The 17,454-nt window shown below is 59.7% G+C and carries 17 protein-coding genes; 10 read left to right on the forward strand and 7 right to left on the reverse strand.

Annotation, left to right across the window (positions count from 1 at the left end; all coding sequences use genetic code 11):
* Positions 1–5: 5 nt before the first annotated feature.
* Positions 6–848 (reverse strand): FkbM family methyltransferase, encoded by an 843-nt coding sequence (locus tag AC2FIR_RS08440; protein WP_496746417.1) that lies wholly within the window; start codon positions 846–848, stop codon positions 6–8.
* Positions 849–906: 58 nt separating this feature from the next.
* Positions 907–1,908, reverse strand: coding sequence for a DUF2125 domain-containing protein (locus AC2FIR_RS08445; RefSeq protein WP_496746419.1), 1,002 nt, complete (start codon positions 1,906–1,908; stop codon positions 907–909).
* 67 nt (positions 1,909–1,975) lie between these two features.
* Here AC2FIR_RS08445 and AC2FIR_RS08450 point away from each other — a divergent pair, with 67 nt between their 5' ends.
* The 3 genes from AC2FIR_RS08450 to AC2FIR_RS08460 all read left to right on the forward strand — a co-directional run bounded on the left by AC2FIR_RS08450 (position 1,976) and on the right by AC2FIR_RS08460 (position 5,437).
* Positions 1,976–2,506: a gamma-glutamylcyclotransferase gene (locus AC2FIR_RS08450; protein WP_170614777.1), complete on the forward strand. Its 531-nt coding sequence runs from the start codon at positions 1,976–1,978 to the stop codon at positions 2,504–2,506.
* A 69-nt stretch (positions 2,507–2,575) separates the two neighbouring features.
* Positions 2,576–3,754: a biopolymer transporter ExbB gene (locus tag AC2FIR_RS08455; RefSeq protein ID WP_496762128.1), complete on the forward strand. Its 1,179-nt coding sequence runs from the start codon at positions 2,576–2,578 to the stop codon at positions 3,752–3,754.
* Positions 3,755–3,757: 3 nt separating this feature from the next.
* Positions 3,758–5,437, forward strand: coding sequence for a peptidoglycan -binding protein (locus AC2FIR_RS08460; RefSeq protein ID WP_170614775.1), 1,680 nt, complete (start codon positions 3,758–3,760; stop codon positions 5,435–5,437).
* Between the two features lie 10 nt (positions 5,438–5,447).
* Here the strand turns inward: AC2FIR_RS08460 and AC2FIR_RS08465 are convergent, their stop codons facing one another.
* The 3 genes from AC2FIR_RS08465 to gloB form a co-directional block, all read right to left on the reverse strand.
* Positions 5,448–6,056: a DJ-1/PfpI family protein gene (locus AC2FIR_RS08465; RefSeq protein WP_480812320.1), complete on the reverse strand. Its 609-nt coding sequence runs from the start codon at positions 6,054–6,056 to the stop codon at positions 5,448–5,450.
* A gap of 78 nt (positions 6,057–6,134) precedes the next feature.
* Positions 6,135–8,459, reverse strand: coding sequence for an ATP-dependent Clp protease ATP-binding subunit ClpA (gene clpA, locus AC2FIR_RS08470; protein WP_170680940.1), 2,325 nt, complete (start codon positions 8,457–8,459; stop codon positions 6,135–6,137).
* Positions 8,460–8,633: 174 nt separating this feature from the next.
* Positions 8,634–9,401 (reverse strand): hydroxyacylglutathione hydrolase, encoded by a 768-nt coding sequence (gene gloB, locus AC2FIR_RS08475; protein ID WP_480913417.1) that lies wholly within the window; start codon positions 9,399–9,401, stop codon positions 8,634–8,636.
* 61 nt (positions 9,402–9,462) lie between these two features.
* Here gloB and AC2FIR_RS08480 point away from each other — a divergent pair, with 61 nt between their 5' ends.
* From AC2FIR_RS08480 to AC2FIR_RS08510, 7 genes are all read left to right on the forward strand, one after another.
* Positions 9,463–10,197, forward strand: coding sequence for a class I SAM-dependent methyltransferase (locus AC2FIR_RS08480; protein ID WP_170614771.1), 735 nt, complete (start codon positions 9,463–9,465; stop codon positions 10,195–10,197).
* A 313-nt stretch (positions 10,198–10,510) separates the two neighbouring features.
* The gene (locus AC2FIR_RS08485; protein WP_170614770.1) at positions 10,511–11,071 is read left to right on the forward strand and encodes a F0F1 ATP synthase subunit delta; all 561 of its coding nucleotides are present in this window, start codon (positions 10,511–10,513) and stop codon (positions 11,069–11,071) included.
* Positions 11,072–12,610, forward strand: a complete 1,539-nt coding sequence (gene atpA, locus AC2FIR_RS08490) for a F0F1 ATP synthase subunit alpha (RefSeq protein WP_170614769.1) — start codon at positions 11,072–11,074, stop codon at positions 12,608–12,610.
* Between the two features lie 12 nt (positions 12,611–12,622).
* A complete protein-coding gene (locus AC2FIR_RS08495; RefSeq protein ID WP_170614768.1) occupies positions 12,623–13,501 on the forward strand; it encodes a F0F1 ATP synthase subunit gamma in 879 nt (292 codons plus the stop codon).
* A gap of 18 nt (positions 13,502–13,519) precedes the next feature.
* Positions 13,520–14,944: a F0F1 ATP synthase subunit beta gene (atpD, locus tag AC2FIR_RS08500; protein ID WP_170614767.1), complete on the forward strand. Its 1,425-nt coding sequence runs from the start codon at positions 13,520–13,522 to the stop codon at positions 14,942–14,944.
* Between the two features lie 12 nt (positions 14,945–14,956).
* Positions 14,957–15,367, forward strand: coding sequence for a F0F1 ATP synthase subunit epsilon (locus AC2FIR_RS08505; protein WP_170817178.1), 411 nt, complete (start codon positions 14,957–14,959; stop codon positions 15,365–15,367).
* A gap of 117 nt (positions 15,368–15,484) precedes the next feature.
* Positions 15,485–15,835 (forward strand): H-type lectin domain-containing protein, encoded by a 351-nt coding sequence (locus AC2FIR_RS08510; RefSeq protein ID WP_496746422.1) that lies wholly within the window; start codon positions 15,485–15,487, stop codon positions 15,833–15,835.
* Positions 15,836–15,895: 60 nt separating this feature from the next.
* On the opposite strand, the gene rpiB is transcribed toward AC2FIR_RS08510, so the two are convergent.
* Positions 15,896–16,345, reverse strand: a complete 450-nt coding sequence (rpiB, locus tag AC2FIR_RS08515) for a ribose 5-phosphate isomerase B (RefSeq protein ID WP_496746424.1) — start codon at positions 16,343–16,345, stop codon at positions 15,896–15,898.
* Between the two features lie 67 nt (positions 16,346–16,412).
* The gene (locus AC2FIR_RS08520) at positions 16,413–17,432 is read right to left on the reverse strand and encodes a ribose-phosphate pyrophosphokinase (protein WP_496762130.1); all 1,020 of its coding nucleotides are present in this window, start codon (positions 17,430–17,432) and stop codon (positions 16,413–16,415) included.
* Positions 17,433–17,454 lie beyond the last annotated feature (22 nt).

A 17,454-nucleotide genomic window follows, 5' to 3' on the forward strand; every position in this document is an offset into this window, starting at 1 on the left:
CGCGCTTAGGGTTTCAGATTCAGTGCCAACAGATCGGTCTGTGCGTGGATGTGATTGAAACTCTCACGGGTCAGAACCGTTTGACCGTTCGCAAAATCAACGACGTGATCATAGGCCTCAAACAGAATATCCCGCAGCTTTTCGTTTTCGGACGCATCCGATTTGGGGGTGTATTCCAAATAGACCGGGGGTTTGACTTCGCCCAGGGTTCGCAGTGCGCCTTGCAGGACCTGCAATTCATGCCCTTCGACGTCGATCCAGATTAAACGAAGATCCTGAAGCGATTGGGCTTGGGTCTCGAGAAGTGAATCAACGGTGGTCACCTCCACCATGATCGCATTATCCTGCGCCTCTCCGATTTTCGAACCTCCCCGGTTCAGTTCACTGGTGACGAAGGGCAACTGCCCGGTTTTGTCAGATGCGCCAACGCGCAGAATGGTCACTTTATCGTTCAGGTCGTTGATCCGAACGTTCCGGCACAGCAATTCGTGGTTTTCGGGGTCGGGTTCGATCGCAACAACCGAGTTGCAGTGCAGATCCCTGAAGAAATAAACTGTGTGCGTACCTATATTTGCACCGACCTCCAGCACGGAACCGCCTTCCGGGGGCTGGCCCGAACGAGTCAGATATTCGGCCAGTTCACGCACCGGTTCGCGACTGAACTCACCGAATTTCGTCAGGTGTTCTCCAATGACATCATGAGGGTAATAGACCAGGCTGTGATCGTTGAAATTGCGAAAGAACAGAACGTCATCTTTCCACAACTGCCGCAGCAGTTCGCGCCTGATCTTCTTGTGTCCCAGCGCCCATTTCGAAATCCGATTGGAAATGAGTGTTCTTAGTCCCATTGACCGTTCCCGTAAGCGCTGAATTCTGTTTCGTATCTGCCCAAGGTATCGCCGGGCATCACCGCAATATCAACCGGGGTGCCGGTCCAAGCGGCAACGGGCCCAGTGCCACGAATCCGTCGCGGAAATTGAGCTGTAGGTCCAGCGCGTTCGGATTTCCGCCCAAACCGGCCATAAAGTTCAGCGCTCGCGTGACCGGGTCAACCGCCTGATCCGGCAAGGCACCGGCGGCGTTGGCCATGGCGATCATGTCGCGCCAGTTTTCCGCTTTGATGGCGATTTCGCCGGTTGGAATGCCCTGTGCGTCAACATCCAGCCCGCCAGCAGCAAACAGGCGCAACTCACCCCACCTGATTTCCGCCAGCCTCAGATCGATGGCTACCGGCTGCGGCCTGCTTTCCTCAAGCGCAGAACGGTCCCATGGCTTGTCAAAGGTGACGGTCATGTCCACCGCCAGCGTTTCAAATGCCTGCGGCAGCGATGTGGCCGACCGCATGAGGTCGCGCAGGTCCATGCCAGGCCGAAAGCCGTCGATCCGGGCGCTGACCTTGTATGCTTCGGGCTGGCCGGACTGTTCCATAAGCAGATCAAGGGTTTCACCACCTGCCACCGCAGCAGCTTCGCCCGCGACAATCCACTTGTCTGCAGTCAGGGCCATCTTTTCCAGAACAAGTGCGACACCCGGCTGCAATTGCAGTTCTGCCTGCAAATCCGTTGCCTGAACGGTCGCCGTCTGGTCGAAATAGGACAGCCGTTGGGGCGTATCCGCAAACCGCAGCACCTGCCGACCGGGCCAGATCGCAGGGCTTTCGAACTCGATCCAGTCGGCGCTCCAGGCGGTGCCGTTGACCGGATCGGCCAGCCCCGGGTTGTTCAGCCGGGTTACGTGATGCGTCGGATAACCCGCTGTTGCGACTTCGGAAAATTCGGCCTGCCAGCCCAGTTCCTGTTGCTTGTCGAACCAGGCGGTGATCGCGCTGCGCAGCCCGTAACCGGCGATGAACCAATAGGCACTCCAGGCAACGGCAACAAATATGAGTACTCGTATCAGACGGCGCATGACAAATGGCCCTTTTTCCTGCGTCGGATTTGATGTTTATAGGCGCAAACGGGCAAGGACCAGAGTAATGACGATGTGGGTTTTCGGATATGGATCGCTGCTGTGGAATCCTGGGTTTCCGGTGGCGCGCAGCGAACGCGCAACCTTGCATGGATATGCTCGCTCTTTCTGCATGAGTTCCATCCACCACCGCGGCACCGAGGACCACCCGGGTCTGGTGCTGGCGCTGGACGAGCAGACCGCCGCCCATTGCAAGGGTCTGGCACTGGCGGTCGAAACGGGGCACGAGGAACGCACCCTGCACGAACTGCGCGAGCGCGAGCTGATTTCCTCGGCCTATGTCGAGAAGATGCTGGATGTGCATCTGGACTGCGGTACAGTGGTGAATGCCGTGACCTATGTGATCGACGAGGCCCACGTGCAGTATTGCGGCGGCATGCCCTTGGAAGAACAGGCTCAGATCATCGCCCATGCCGTTGGCGGGCGCGGTCCGAACACCGAATATCTGTACAATACGACCGAACATTTGGCCGAGATCGGTCTGCGCGATCCCGATCTTGAGTGGTTGTCGCAACGGGTGCGCAGCATTACCGCATAAACCCTTGGCGTCACCGGCGGAAGTTCGCTAGATTCAGCGCAGAGCAGGCAAAAACCGGGAATGACGCGCATGGCGCAGGCACATCAGGGCGCGAGACCCCATTTCTCGCATCCCATCCGACAGATCGTGATGATGTTGATCGCGATTGGCCTGTCAGGGCTGGGTGTGTTCATGGCGCTGCCATACGTGCTGCCGGTGTTTCAGGCGAACCCCTATCTGAACGGGTTCATTCTGCTTGTTTTCGTCATCGGCGTTCTGGCCTGTTTCTATCAGGTGGGGCAGCTGATCGGCTCCGTCCGCTGGATCGAGGCATTTGTCGGCGGTGTTGTGCGCGAGGATGCCCGGACACCGCAGCTTTTGGCACCGCTGGCCTCGCTGCTGCGCGAACGCGGTGCGCGGTCGCAGATCAGTTCCAGTTCAACCCGGTCAATTCTGGATTCCGTCGCCGAACGGGTCGAGGAAGAGCGTGAGATCACACGCTATATCACCAACGTCCTAATTTACCTTGGCCTTCTGGGTACATTCTTTGGCCTTGCCACCACCGTTCCGGCCATAGTCGACACCATCCGCAGCCTGAACCCGCAGGAAGGCGAAGAAGGGTTGGCGGTGTTCAACCGGCTGATGACCGGGCTCGAGGCGCAGTTGCAGGGTATGGGCGTCGCATTTGGATCCTCGCTGCTTGGGTTGGCTGGCTCCTTGATCGTTGGCCTGCTGGAACTCTTTGCCGGGCACGGCCAAAACCGGTTCTATCGCGAGCTTGAGGAATGGCTGTCATCGATCACCCGCGTCGGGTTCGCGGCAAGTGAAGAAGGCGGCGCAGAAATCGCGGTTCTGACGCCGGTTCTGGATGCAATGTCCGAACAGATGAATGCGCTGCAGGATCTGTTTTCCGCGCAGGAAGCTGACCGCGCCGACCTTTCGGCCAAGATGGGTCAGCTGGTTCGAACCATCGGGGACATGAACCAGCGGCAGTCTGAAACCGAAGGTGTGACATCTGCTTTGGAACGCGTGGCCCTTGGTCAGGACGCGCTGCTGGATCACATACGCGAACATGGCGCCGGCGACGGGATCGACGCCGAAAGCCGGATGCGCCTGCGGTCGATGGACGTGCAGCTGCTGCGTATCCTCGAGGAAATTTCGGCTGGCCGTCAGGAAAGCATGAACGAGATGCGCAAGGATATCGAATTGCTGGTCAGGGCGCTGACCCTGCCCAAGGGCGCCGTGCGCAGCACACCGGAAGGCGAGTAAACCATGGCTCTGTCCCGCCGCACAGGTCAACGTTTCCAGGGTTCGGTCTGGCCCGGCTTTGTGGATGCGATGACCGGGCTGCTGATGGTTCTGACCTTCGTTCTGACCATCTTCATGGTGGTGCAATTCGTCCTGCGCGAGACTATTTCGGGGCAGGAGGATGAGCTGACGGCCCTGTCCGACGAAGTCGCCGCGTTGGCAGGCGCACTGGGGCTGGAAGAGCGTGAAAACAGCCGTTTGCAGGCCCGTCTGGGGGCGCTGAACGCGACCTTGACGCAGGCCGAAGATGACCTGTCACAGGCACAGACCCGGATCACGGATTTCGAGGCTCAGGTCGCGGCTCTGCTGGTTGATCAGGAAGAGGCGCGCGGGGCGATTGCCGATCTTCAATCCCAGCGCGAGGAATTGCTGAGCGAACAGGAGGCCCTGAACCTTGCGCTTGCCCAGCGCCGGGCAGAAATCGACGCGCAGGCCGAAGCTGCCCGTTTGGCTGCCGCCCGCCGGGAAGCGCTGGAAGCGCTCGTTGCCGACCTAGAGGCGAGCGAGGCAACCCAAAGCAGCCGGATCGCTGAACTTGAAGAAACACTGAGCGCGGAAGAGGCCGCGAAACTGGCCGAAGCCGCCGCCGCCGAAAACCTGCGCAACCGTCTTCAGGACGCCGATGCGGAGCTGACGGCGATGACCCTGGCACTTGAGGCGCAGCGCAAGGACGCCGAGGATACTCTGACCTTGCTCGCCGCGGCGCAGGCAGCCAAGGCCGAGCTGGAGCGTCGCTTTGGCGATCTGGATCCGGAAGAATTGAAGGCGCAACTCAAGGCCGCCCTGGCCGCGCAGACCCAGGCGCAAGCGGATGCCGAGGCGCAGAAGACACTGGCAGAAGAGCGGGCAACATTGCTGGCGGTGGCACGTAACACGATTGCGGATGAAAAAGAAATCTCTGCAGAAGCGCAGCGGCAAACGGCGCTTTTGAATCAACAGATGGCTGCACTGCGCGGGCAGCTTGGATCGTTGCAGGCCCTGCTGGATGACTACGAAGAGCGTAACGCTTCAGCCAATATCCGCATCCAGACACTGGGGCAGGACCTGAACGCCGCCCTGGCGCGGGCGGCCTCGGAAGAACGCCGTCGCCGCTTGCTGGAAGAGGCCGAGCGGATACGGCTTGAGGCCGAAGCCGAAGCGCTGTCGGGTCAGAACCAGCAACTGGCGGCGCAGGCCGAAGATCTGCAACGGTACCGGTCCGAGTTTTTCGGGCGCCTGCGCGAGGTTCTTGGGGATCAGGAAGGCGTACGGATCGAAGGCGACCGGTTCGTGTTCTCGTCCGAGGTTCTGTTCGACACCGGCTCGGCCGTCCTTTCCCCGGAAGGGCAATTGGAGGTCGCCAAGGTGGCCAATATCCTGCGCAGCGTGGCGGCGGAAATCCCTGAAGGATTGAATTGGGTCATCCGGGTGGACGGGCACACCGACAACGTGCCGCTGGCCGGAACAGGGCGGTATCAGGACAACTGGGAACTCAGCCAGGGGCGCGCCTTGTCCGTTGTTCGCTACATGGTCGACGCGCTGGGCATCCCGCCAGACCGGCTTGCCGCAAACGGCTTTGGTGAATTCCAGCCCGTCAATCCGTCAGATACGCCCGAAGCCCGCGCCCAGAACCGGCGGATCGAGCTGAAACTGACCGAGCGCTGATCCCTTTACATCACGTCAGCCCATGCACGCGGGCAAACGGATCGTGGGTCTTGTCCTTGTGCCAGGTATACTCACACCACACCGACACCTTTTCGGCTACATCCGTTCCGTGCATCAGGGCAATGGCACCCAGGGCCATATCCATTCCGGCGGAAACGCCGGATGAGGTCAGGAATGGCCCGTCTTCAACCCATCTGGCCCGGGGAACCCACTCCACGTCGGGCCCTTGGGCGCAGACCCACGAAAAAGCCGCCTTGTTGGTCGTGGCGCGTCGGTTGTCCAATACTCCGGCCCTGGCAAGAAGGGCGCTGCCAGTGCATACGCTCAAGGTGAATTCCGCCTTATCCGAACTGTCCGCAATCCAATCCAACAAGCGTGAGTTGTTGACTTCCTTGCGGGTGCCGGCTCCGCCCGGCACAAAAAGAATGTCATAGCCCTGCGCCGCGTCGATCGTCGTGTCGGCAAAGGCCTTCAGCTTTTGATTGCTTTCAACCGGCCCACTGGTTTCCGCGACAAGCTCCAGGGTGAAGTCATCGGTGAGCAGGCCGAACATCTCCATCGGGCCGAACACATCCAGCAACTCAAACCCGGGAAAAATCAAAGCGCCGATTTTGCGCATCCCTGTCTCCTGTCCTTTGAACGAAAATCGCCTGCCAATTTGGGTTGGCAGGCGAAGGCTGTCGTTTCATTCTTCGGGTCAATCTGCCGTTAGCAGCGGAGGTTTGTCGCCCGGAATACGCGGCTGATCGGGGCCGAGGATTTCCAGATCCAGCTCGCCGTCCTTGACGGATACGCGGACCACACCGCCCTTGGCGAGTTTTCCGAACAGCAATTCCTCGGCCAGCGGTTTCTTGATGTGCTCCTGAATAACCCGGCCCAACGGGCGGGCCCCCATCTTGTCGTCATAACCCTTGTCGGCCAGCCATTCGGCTGCGTTGGGGGTCAGATCGATCGAGACGCCGCGATCCAAAAGCTGCGCCTCAAGCTGCAGGACGAACTTCTCGACCACCTGCAGGATGACCTCTTTCGGCAGCGGCGCGAACGAGATCACCGCATCCAGACGGTTGCGGAATTCCGGCGTGAACATGCGCTCGATTGCGGCGGTGTCCTCGCCCTCGCGGCGATCACGGGCAAAGCCAATGGCGGCTTTGGCCTGTTCCTGCGCGCCCGCGTTCGAGGTCATGATCAAGACCACGTTGCGGAAATTCACCGTGCGGCCGTTGTGATCGGTCAACTCACCGTGGTCCATCACCTGCAACAGGATGTTGAACACGTCCGGGTGCGCTTTCTCGATCTCATCCAGCAGCAGGACGCAATGCGGATGCTGGTCGACGCCGTCGGTCAACAGACCGCCCTGGTCGAACCCGACATAGCCCGGAGGCGCACCGATCAGACGGGAAACCGCATGTTTCTCCATGTATTCGGACATGTCGAACCGCAGCAGTTCCACACCCAGCGTATCGGCCAGCTGTTTCGCAACCTCGGTTTTACCCACACCGGTCGGGCCGGCGAACAGGTAATTGCCGATTGGCTTTTCAGGCTCACGCAAACCCGCGCGTGCCAGTTTGATCGCGCTGGACAGCGCCTCGATGGCTTCGTCCTGACCAAACACCACTCGTTTCAGCGAAGCTTCGAGGTCTTTGAGAACCTCGGCATCATCCTTGGTGACGTTCTTGGGCGGAATGCGGGCGATCTTGGCGACCACCGCTTCGATCTCTTTCACACCGATGGTCTTGCGGCGTTTGCTTTCCGCGACCAGATGCTGGGCCGCGCCGGCCTCGTCGATCACGTCGATCGCCTTGTCGGGCAGTTTGCGGTCATTGATATAGCGCGCCGACAGTTCCACAGCGGTTTTGATCGCATCAGCGGTATATTTGATCTCGTGATGCTTTTCGAAATAGGGTTTCAGACCGCGCAGAATCTTCACGCTGTCCTCGACCGAAGGCTCATTCACGTCGATCTTCTGGAAACGGCGGCTCAGCGCGCGGTCCTTCTCGAAATGCTGGCGGAACTCCTTATACGTGGTCGAGCCCATGGTACGCAGCTTGCCGCCCTGCAGTGCAGGTTTCAGCAGGTTCGACGCGTCCATCGCGCCGCCCGAAGTGGCGCCGGCACCGATCACGGTGTGAATCTCGTCGATGAACAAGACCGCGTCAGGATGGTCTTCCAACTCGGTCACGACAGCCTTGAGACGCTCCTCGAAATCACCGCGGTATCGGGTTCCGGCCAGCAACGCACCCATGTCGAGCGAGTAGATCGTGGTGTTGGCCAGAACATCCGGCGCTTCACCCGCGACGATCTTATGCGCCAGACCCTCGGCGATGGCTGTTTTGCCTACACCCGGATCACCCACCAGCAGCGGGTTGTTCTTGCGACGGCGGCACAGCACCTGGATGCAGCGTTCGACCTCATCTGCGCGCCCGATCAGCGGATCGACATCTCCAGCCCGCGATTTGGCGTTCAGATCGATGCAATACTTGCCCAGCGCGCTTTCCTTTTGTTCGCCTTCACCCGCGCTAGACTGAACCTCTTCCTCAACCTGATCCGCGCCGGAAACGGGACGGTTTTCACCATAGGCAGGATCCTTGGCCACGCCATGTGCGATGAAGTTCACCGCGTCATAGCGGGTCATGTCCTGCTCCTGCAGGAAATAGGCCGCGTTGCTTTCGCGTTCGGCGAAGATGGCGACCAGAACGTTGGCCCCGGTGACTTCGGTCCGGCCAGAGCTTTGAACGTGAATCGCCGCGCGCTGGATGACACGCTGGAAGGCTGCGGTCGGCACCGCCTCGGATCCGTCAATATCCGTCACCAGATTTGACAGATCCTCGTCGATGAACTCGACAAGGGTGCTGCGCAACTCATCCAGATCGACGCTGCACGCCTTCATCACGCGCACTGCATCAGGTTCTTCCAGCAGCGCCAGCAGCAGATGCTCCAGCGTTGCAAATTCATGTCGCCGTTCGTTCGCCGCAGCCAGGGCCGCGTGAATGGCTTGTTCTAATGTGCTCGAGAATGAAGGCACGCGGGTGCTCCTCTGTCTTGGGTCAGAAGGGGGCGCGTTAAAGGTCGGATCCCCATCCCAACCATGTCCTCATACTATTAGAGTTTGGTTGATCGTGGCGCGGCTTCAAGGGTTTTCTTACTCTTGACAGTCACATTTCGTGTGACCGTGACCGTGACGTGGGGCAAATAGGTCCTAAAACCGGTCTTTTCTAGCCCGAATTTCGGCAAATACCGATACAGGATCGGCATTTTCCATCCCCAGTTGAGTCTTGATCCCCGGATCCGTGGCCCGCAGAAACGGATTTGTGGCCTTCTCAAGCGCCAGAGTCGACGGAACAGTTGGCTCGCCGGCAGCCCTTGCGCGGTCGATATCCTGCGTGCGCTGCTGCAGCGCCGCGTTGTCCGGGTCGACTGTGATCGCGAACTTTGCATTGGATTGTGTGTATTCGTGACCGGAACAGACGATCGTCTCGTCGGGCAGGGCGGCCAGTTTGCCAAGCGAAGCCCACATTTGCGCAGGTGTGCCTTCGAACAGACGGCCGCAGCCCAAGGCCATCAGGCTGTCTGCTGTGAACACAGCCGTGCTCTCCGGCATGTAAAACGCGATATGTCCGATCGTATGGCCCGAGACGTCCAGCACATGAACCGGTTCGCCGCCGATTTCGAAAGTATCGCCTTCGCGCACCTGCAAATCCAGAGGCGGCAGACGATGGGCGTCAGCGGCGGCTCCGATCAATTTGGCCGGGTGATGTTCGAGGATTCCGGCCAGACCATCCACATGATCCCAGTGGTGATGGGTCAGCAGGACATGAGACAGTTTCCAGTTGCGGGCGTCAAGCGCGGTCAGGATCGGTCCAGGTTCAGGCGCGTCGATCAATGCGGTCTGGCCACTGGCCGCATCATGCGCCAGAAAGGCGTAATTGTCGCTGAGGCATGGGATGGTGACGATCTCAAGAGGCATGGCCTTTTGCCCTTTCGTTGCTAGACTGCCGACAGCTAAGCCGATTGACCGGGTGTCCGCAATGCATCTTGATGTGCAGGATCTGAGGAATTTCTACTACCGCAGCACTTTGGGACGTGCCGCGCAGGCGGCGATCCGTGGTCGAATGGTCGAGCTGTGGCCCGAGGCCAAGGGGCAGACTGTTGTCGGGTTTGGATTCGCCGTGCCCTTGCTGCGCCCCTATCTGAAGGATGCGCGGCGCGTGATCGGGCTGATGCCCGGCCCACAGGGTGTGATGCCCTGGCCTGCAGGAATGCCCAACGTCTCTGTCCTAACCGGAGAGACGCTTTGGCCCATCGAAACCGGTCACGTGGACAAGCTGGTGGTTATGCACGGTCTGGAAACCTCTGAGCGTCCGACCCAGTTGCTTGAGGAATGCTGGCGCGTGTTGGGGCCGGGGGGGCGTATCCTGTTTGTCGTGCCCAACAGGGCGGGTCTGTGGTCGCGGTCCGACCGGACACCGTTCGGGTTTGGTCGCCCGTATTCCGCATCGCAGCTGGAATCCCAGCTCAAGGCCCATCATTTCGTCCCGGAAACGCATTGCTCGGCTCTTTACATGCCGCCATCCTATCGACGGTTCTGGTTGAAATCCGGCAATCTGATCGAAAAGACAGGGCAACGTCTGCCGACAATTATGGCGGGTGGCGTTCTCATGGTCGAGGCGACCAAGCTTATCCGGCCGCCAAGTGGCACCGTGACCAAAGATGCGGTCAAACGCCCGATCAAAGCGCTGGACGGCCTGCTCAAGCCGGCCTGACAGAACGGGTGATGGACACCCATGTCTGGTGCCTAAATCTGAGGGAAATAGGCCACAGGAATCGCCAAAAGCTGCAATTTGGTAACATTTTTCACCCATTCAGACGTGTCCAAAGGGTCGCACTTTGCGTAAGTGTATGAAATCAAACAATTTGTGGATAACATCGTAATCACTATACTATATTGCGAGGTTGGAACACCTCTGCTACATCCCCGGTGATTTTGATCCCCGCCCTACAAGGACGGGGTTTCTTCACGCCCCCGGGGTAGCTGCCGCACGCGAATTCGGGGCCCAAAATATCGGAAGGGTGGACGTGTCCGAACCAGCTTCGATTTCCACAGGCATCGCCGAGCGCTATGCCACCGCAATCTTCGAGATTGCCAAAGAGAATAATGACCTCGCAGGTCTGGAAACCGGCATCAATGATCTGGCAGCAGCTTTGGGCGAAAGCGCAGATTTGCGCGACCTGATCGCCTCGCCTCTGGTTTCCCGCGCCGAACAGGAAGGCGCAATCACCGCAATTGCCGCCAAGATGGGGCTGAACTCCATCCTGCAGAACACGCTGGGCCTGATGGCGCAAAAGCGTCGCCTGTTCGTTGTGCCGCAGCTGGTGCAGGTTCTGCGCGATATGCTGGCGGACGAGCGCGGCGAAGTGACCGCCGATGTCGCCTCGGCCAAGGCGCTGACCAAGACGCAAATGGAAAAACTGTCCAAAACGCTGTCCGAGCGTGTGGGCAAGACCGTGACAATCAATGCGACCGTTGATGAAAGCCTCATCGGCGGTCTTGTCGTTAAAGTGGGCTCGAAAATGATCGACAGTTCGATCCGTTCGAAGCTGAACTCCCTACAGAATGCAATGAAAGAGGTCGGATAAATGGGAATCCAAGCTGCAGAGATTTCTGCAATCCTGAAGGACCAGATCAAGAATTTTGGTCAGGAAGCCGAAGTGGCCGAGATCGGCCGCGTGCTGAGCGTCGGTGACGGGATTGCCCGTGTATACGGCCTGGACAATGTGCAAGCCGGTGAGATGGTCGAATTCCCCGGTGGCATCATGGGCATGGCGCTGAACCTGGAAAGCGACAACGTCGGTGTCGTTATCTTCGGTTCCGACCGTGACATCAAAGAAGGTGACACCGTCAAGCGCACCAACTCGATCGTGGACGTTCCGATCGGTGACGAACTGCTGGGTCGCGTTGTTGACGGTCTGGGCAACCCGCTGGACGGCAAAGGCCCGATCAACGCTTCCAAGCGCGGCGTTGCAGACGTGAAAGCCCCGGGCATCATCCCGCGTAAATCGGTGCACGAGCCGATGGCAACCGGTCTGAAATCGGTTGACGCGATGATCCCGATCGGCCGCGGCCAGCGGGAACTGATCATTGGTGACCGTCAGACCGGCAAAACCGCCGTTGCTCTGGACACCATCCTGAACCAGAAAGTCTACAACGACGCAGCAGGCGACGACGAGTCGAAGAAGCTGTATTGCGTTTACGTTGCGATCGGCCAAAAGCGTTCGACCGTTGCGCAGCTGGTGAAGAAACTGGAAGAATCCGGCGCCATCGAATACTCGATCGTTGTGGCCGCAACCGCGTCCGACCCGGCACCGATGCAGTTCCTGGCGCCTTACGCCGCGACCGCGATGGCCGAGTACTTCCGTGACAACGGCCGCCACGCGCTGATCATCTATGATGACCTGTCGAAACAGGCCGTGTCCTATCGTCAGATGTCGCTGCTGCTGCGCCGTCCGCCCGGACGTGAAGCCTATCCTGGTGACGTTTTCTACCTCCACTCCCGCCTGCTGGAACGTTCGGCGAAGCTGAACGAGGACTTCGGTGCAGGCTCGTTGACCGCTCTGCCGGTTATCGAAACTCAGGGTGGTGACGTTTCGGCGTTTATTCCGACCAACGTGATCTCGATCACCGACGGCCAGATCTTCCTGGAAACCGAATTGTTCTACCAGGGCATCCGTCCTGCCGTGAACACCGGTCTGTCGGTTTCGCGTGTGGGCTCGTCGGCCCAGACCAACGCGATGAAGTCGGTCGCCGGTCCGGTTAAGCTGGAGCTGGCCCAGTACCGCGAAATGGCTGCGTTCGCGCAGTTTGGTTCCGACCTTGACGCCGCAACTCAGCAGCTGCTGAACCGTGGTGCGCGTCTGACCGAGCTGATGAAACAGCCGCAGTACTCGCCGCTGACCAACGCGGAAATCGTCTGCGTCATCTTCGCGGGCACCAACGGCTACCTCGACAAGATCGACGTATCGGATGTTGGCCGCTACGAGGCCGGTCTGCTGGCGCACCTGCGCGGCAAGCACGCCGACCTGCTGAAGTGGATCACCGACGAAGATCCGAAGGTCAAAGGCGACGCGTCCGACAAGATCAAGGCAGCGATCGACGAATACGCCGCGACCTTCGCTTGATAGGGGGTTCCGATGCCTAGTCTGAAGGACCTTAAAAACAGGATCGAGTCGGTCAAATCGACCCGCAAGATCACCAAGGCCATGCAGATGGTCGCGGCAGCAAAACTGCGCCGCGCCCAGGAATCTGCCGAAGCCTCGCGCCCCTATGCCGAGCGGTTCAATGCCGTGATGGCGGGGCTGGCGGCTTCGGTCGGGGGCAGCGACAGCGCCCCCAAGCTGCTCCGTGGTACGGGCAGTGATGATGTCCATCTGCTGGTTGTGATGACAGCTGAACGCGGCCTGTGTGGCGGCTTCAACTCGAACATCGCCAAGCTGGCCCGTCAAAAGGCGGAAGAGCTGCGCCTGAATGGCAAGACGGTCAAAGTTCTGACCGTCGGCAAGAAAGGCCGCGACGCGCTAAAGCGTGATTTTGGCGATCTGTTCGTTGGACATATCGACCTGAGCGAGGTCAAGCGTCTGGGGTATTCCAACGCGCAAGACATCGCCAAGGACGTCCTGTCTCGATTCGACGGGGGAGAGTTCGACGTTGCCACGATCTTCTACTCGAAGTTCGTCAACGTTGTGACCCAGATCCCGACGGCACAGCAGGTCATTCCCGCCTCGTTCGAGGACGAAGCGGCAGGTGACGACAGCGGTGCCATTTTCGACTACGAGCCCAGCGAAGAGGCCATTCTGGCCGACTTGCTGCCCAAGGGGGTTGCGACCGCGATCTTCTCGGCTCTGCTCGAAAACGGAGCGTCCGAACAGGGGGCACGGATGTCCGCGATGGACAACGCGACACGTAACGCGGGTGAAATGATCGACAAGCTGACGATCCAGTTCAACCGCTCGCGTCAGGCCGTGATCACCAACGAGCTGATTGAAATTATTTCCGGCGCCGAAGCGCTGTAAGAAAACCGGAGACGAAACATGGCGAATGCAAAAGGCAAAGTCACACAGATCATCGGGGCCGTCGTCGACGTGCACTTCGACGATCAGCTGCCTGAAATTCTGAACGCGCTGGAAACCACCAACAACGGCAAGCGCCTGGTGTTGGAAGTTGCTCAGCACCTGGGTGAAAACACTGTCCGCACCATCGCGATGGACGCGACCGAAGGTCTGGTCCGTGGTGAAGAAGTGACCGACACCGGCGCACCGATCTCGGTTCCCGTCGGCAACGCCACTCTGGGCCGCATCCTGAACGTTGTCGGCGAGCCGATCGACGAGAAAGGCCCGGTTGAGGCGACAGAAGCCCGCGCGATCCACCAGCCCGCACCGACCTTTGCGGAACAGTCGACCGAATCCGAAGTTCTGGTCACGGGCATCAAGGTTGTTGACCTGCTGGCCCCCTACGCAAAGGGCGGTAAGATCGGCCTGTTCGGCGGCGCCGGCGTTGGTAAAACCGTTTTGATCATGGAACTGATCAACAACATCGCAAAAGTGCACTCGGGCTTCTCGGTGTTCGCGGGTGTTGGTGAACGGACCCGTGAAGGGAACGACCTGTACCACGAGATGATCGAATCGAACGTTATCAAGCCGGACAACCTGTCGGAATCGCAGGTGGCCCTGGTTTACGGTCAGATGAACGAACCTCCGGGAGCGCGTGCGCGTGTTGCTCTGACCGGTCTGACCCTGGCCGAGCAGTTCCGCGACCAGTCCGGTACCGACGTTCTGTTCTTCGTCGACAACATCTTCCGCTTCACGCAGGCGGGCTCCGAGGTTTCGGCTCTGCTGGGTCGTATTCCTTCGGCGGTGGGCTATCAGCCGACACTTGCGACCGACATGGGTGCCCTGCAGGAACGCATCACCTCGACCAAAGCTGGTTCGATCACCTCGGTTCAGGCGATCTACGTGCCTGCGGACGACCTTACCGACCCCGCGCCGGCAACTTCGTTTGCGCACCTGGACGCGACTACCGTTCTTAACCGTGCGATCTCGGAAAAGGGTATCTACCCTGCGGTTGACCCGCTCGACTCGACCTCGCGTCTGCTCGACCCGGCCATCGTTGGCGAAGAGCACTACAAGGTTGCGACCGACGTTCAGCAGATCCTCCAGCGCTACAAGTCGCTGCAGGACATCATCGCCATTCTCGGCATGGACGAACTGTCGGAAGAAGACAAGCTGACCGTGGCCCGTGCCCGTAAGATCGAACGCTTCCTGTCGCAGCCGTTCGACGTGGCCGAAGTCTTCACCGGTTCTCCGGGTGTTCAGGTTCCTCTGGATGTCACCATCTCTTCGTTCAAGGCCGTTGTGGCCGGCGAATACGATCACCTGCCCGAAGCGGCCTTCCTGATGGTCGGCGGCATCGAAGACGTGATCGCCAAGGCCGAGAAAATGGCTGCAGCGGCTGCCTAAGGAGAAACCCTGATGGCAAACACGATGCAATTCGACCTCGTCAGCCCCGAGCGGAGCCTTGCTTCGCTCGCGGTGACGGCGGTCCAGATTCCCGGCGCGGACGGAGACATGACGGCAATGCCCGATCATGCCCCCACCATCACCACGCTGCGCCCCGGTCTGCTGAAGGTTGAGGCGCCCGAAGGGTCCAGTGAATATCTGGTCACCGGCGGGTTTGCCCAGATCAACGGCGACAGCTTGTCGGTTCTGGCCGAAAAGGCCATTCCGGTTTCAGAAGTGACCCGTGCGCATATCGATGATCTGATCGCCGAGGCCCGCGAGTCGCACGAAGCGGCAAAAGGTGGCGACGATCAGACCATCGTCGACGACGCGGCCAAACTGCTGGCCGACATGGAAGCGCTTGGAACGCATATGAGCCTGTAACGCGGGCTTGATCGTTTATGAATTAGAACGGCCTCGCGTTTGCGGGGCCGTTTTTTTGTCGTGCTTTTGCCCGAATGCCGGAATAAGTTGCGGGAATTAAAGAACAACGACGACAGAATGAAAACTTTTCAAACCCATCCGATTGGCATTGATCAAGGCGAGGCCCTGTTGTTTTCCGATTTTGCCAATGGCGGTGAAATGTGGACAGGTGAGGGGGCGCGGGAACGCCGGACGACCGTCGCATTCAGCCAACCGTTTCGCTCGGCACCGATGGTACAGATCGGCATTTCGCTGTGGGATGTGGACACGTCCTCGGCGCTGCGCGCCGAAATCAAGGCCGAGAACATTACGTCCGAAGGGTTCTGCGCCGTCTTCCGCACCTGGTCGGATACGCGCGTTGCCCGCATCCGCGCCTCGTGGACCGCGATTGGCGAGGTGCCGCACGAGGATGACTGGCATATATCCTGAGCGCGCCTTCGGAACGGAAGCCGCGCTCTTGTCGTCAACTGCTCACCTGAAGCCCGTTTCTTACGCGTCGGTGCCTTCGATCATGTCCACGCGTGTTGCGTGGCGGCCACCTTCGAACGCGGCCCCCAAAAACGCGTCCACGATATCCAGCGCCTGACCTTCGCCAATGACGCGCGCGCCCATGGACAGCATGTTGGCATCATTGTGCTGCCGGATCATCCGGGCTGAGAATGTGTCGGAACACACACCGCAACGGATGCCCGGAACCTTGTTTGCCGCCATCATGATGCCCTGACCGGTGCCACACAACAGGATGCCAAGAGCACAATCGCCCGAGGCGACGCGGTCGGCAGCGGCCTTGCCATGCAGGGGATAATGTGTGCTTTCCGGGGTGGTCGGGCCGATATCCACGACCTCCCACCCGGCGTCCGCGATATGTGCGGCGATTGCCTGGCGCAGTCCGATGGCGGCATGGTCACTGGAAAGGACGACGCGTTTGTTGTCAGTCATGAAAAGGCTGTCCGTTCTGAGATGCGCGTGTAAGAAAGATGGGCCCTGTCCAGGCGCCCCTTTCCGGTCAGTTCATCTGATACAGGGATTCGTAGATTGGTGTCAGTGTCTTGTCTTCGAACAGCGAAGAAACGCTTGTGCCGTTCCAGATGTTCAGGATCGCCTGGGTAAAGATCGGTGCCGTCGGGACGATCCGGATGTTCTTGGCCTTGGCGATTGCGTCGGTGGGCTGGATCGTGTCGGTCAGCACCAGCGACTTCATGACCGAGTTGGTCACACGTTCGACCGCCGGGCCGCTCATGACGCCGTGGGTGATGTACGAGTGAACCTCTTTCGCGCCGTTATCCAGCAGCACCTGCGCCGCTTTGCAAAGCGTACCGGCAGTGTCGCACATGTCGTCCACGATCAGGCAGATCTTGTCTTTGACGTCGCCGATTACTGTCATCTCGGCCACTTCGCCGGCTTTCTCGCGGCGTTTGTCCACGATCGACAGGGGGGCGTTGATCCGTTTGGCCAGTTCGCGCGCACGGGCCACGCCGCCGACGTCGGGCGACACCACCATGATCTCATCCAGGCTGTCCTTGAACTGGTGTTTCACATCCAGGGCAAAGATCGGCGAGGCATAGAGGTTGTCCACCGGAATATCGAAGAAGCCCTGAATCTGGGCCGCGTGCAGGTCCATGGTCAGAACCCGCTCGATTCCGGCACCGGTCACCATGTTGGCGACCAGCTTGGCAGAGATCGGCGTACGCGCCTTTGTGCGGCGGTCCTGACGGGCATAACCGAAATAGGGGATCACGGCAGTGATCCGCTGGGCCGACGACCGACGCAGGGCATCAGCGATGATCAGCAGTTCCATCAGGTTGTCATTGGCCGGGTTCGAGGTCGGCTGGATGATGAACATGTCCTCGCCGCGCACATTCTCGAACACCTCGACGAAGATCTCGCCATCGTTGAACCGTTCGACCCGCGCATCGACCAGCCCCTGATCGACGCCGCGGTAAAGGCTCATGCGGCGGGCTATGGTTTTGGCAAGCGGAAGGTTGGCGTTCCCAGCGATTAGCTTGGGTTCGTGAAGTGTCGGCATCGGCTGAGGTCCCCGGGCAGCA

The organism is Ruegeria sp. CDSB136 (genome assembly GCF_059610965.1).

Coding starts and splice junctions, on each gene's coding strand:
- AC2FIR_RS08495 (WP_170614768.1), top strand. CDS start 12,623: ATGCCTAGTCTGAAGGACCTTAAAAACAGGATCGAGTCGGTCAAATCG.
- AC2FIR_RS08445 (WP_496746419.1), bottom strand. CDS start 1,908: ATGCGCCGTCTGATACGAGTACTCATATTTGTTGCCGTTGCCTGGAGT.
- AC2FIR_RS08510 (WP_496746422.1), top strand. CDS start 15,485: ATGAAAACTTTTCAAACCCATCCGATTGGCATTGATCAAGGCGAGGCC.
- AC2FIR_RS08460 (WP_170614775.1), top strand. CDS start 3,758: ATGGCTCTGTCCCGCCGCACAGGTCAACGTTTCCAGGGTTCGGTCTGG.
- atpD (WP_170614767.1), top strand. CDS start 13,520: ATGGCGAATGCAAAAGGCAAAGTCACACAGATCATCGGGGCCGTCGTC.
- AC2FIR_RS08465 (WP_480812320.1), bottom strand. CDS start 6,056: ATGCGCAAAATCGGCGCTTTGATTTTTCCCGGGTTTGAGTTGCTGGAT.
- AC2FIR_RS08455 (WP_496762128.1), top strand. CDS start 2,576: ATGGCGCAGGCACATCAGGGCGCGAGACCCCATTTCTCGCATCCCATC.
- AC2FIR_RS08520 (WP_496762130.1), bottom strand. CDS start 17,432: ATGCCGACACTTCACGAACCCAAGCTAATCGCTGGGAACGCCAACCTT.
- AC2FIR_RS08480 (WP_170614771.1), top strand. CDS start 9,463: ATGCATCTTGATGTGCAGGATCTGAGGAATTTCTACTACCGCAGCACT.
- rpiB (WP_496746424.1), bottom strand. CDS start 16,345: ATGACTGACAACAAACGCGTCGTCCTTTCCAGTGACCATGCCGCCATC.
- gloB (WP_480913417.1), bottom strand. CDS start 9,401: ATGCCTCTTGAGATCGTCACCATCCCATGCCTCAGCGACAATTACGCC.
- AC2FIR_RS08450 (WP_170614777.1), top strand. CDS start 1,976: ATGACGATGTGGGTTTTCGGATATGGATCGCTGCTGTGGAATCCTGGG.
- AC2FIR_RS08505 (WP_170817178.1), top strand. CDS start 14,957: ATGGCAAACACGATGCAATTCGACCTCGTCAGCCCCGAGCGGAGCCTT.
- atpA (WP_170614769.1), top strand. CDS start 11,072: ATGGGAATCCAAGCTGCAGAGATTTCTGCAATCCTGAAGGACCAGATC.
- AC2FIR_RS08440 (WP_496746417.1), bottom strand. CDS start 848: ATGGGACTAAGAACACTCATTTCCAATCGGATTTCGAAATGGGCGCTG.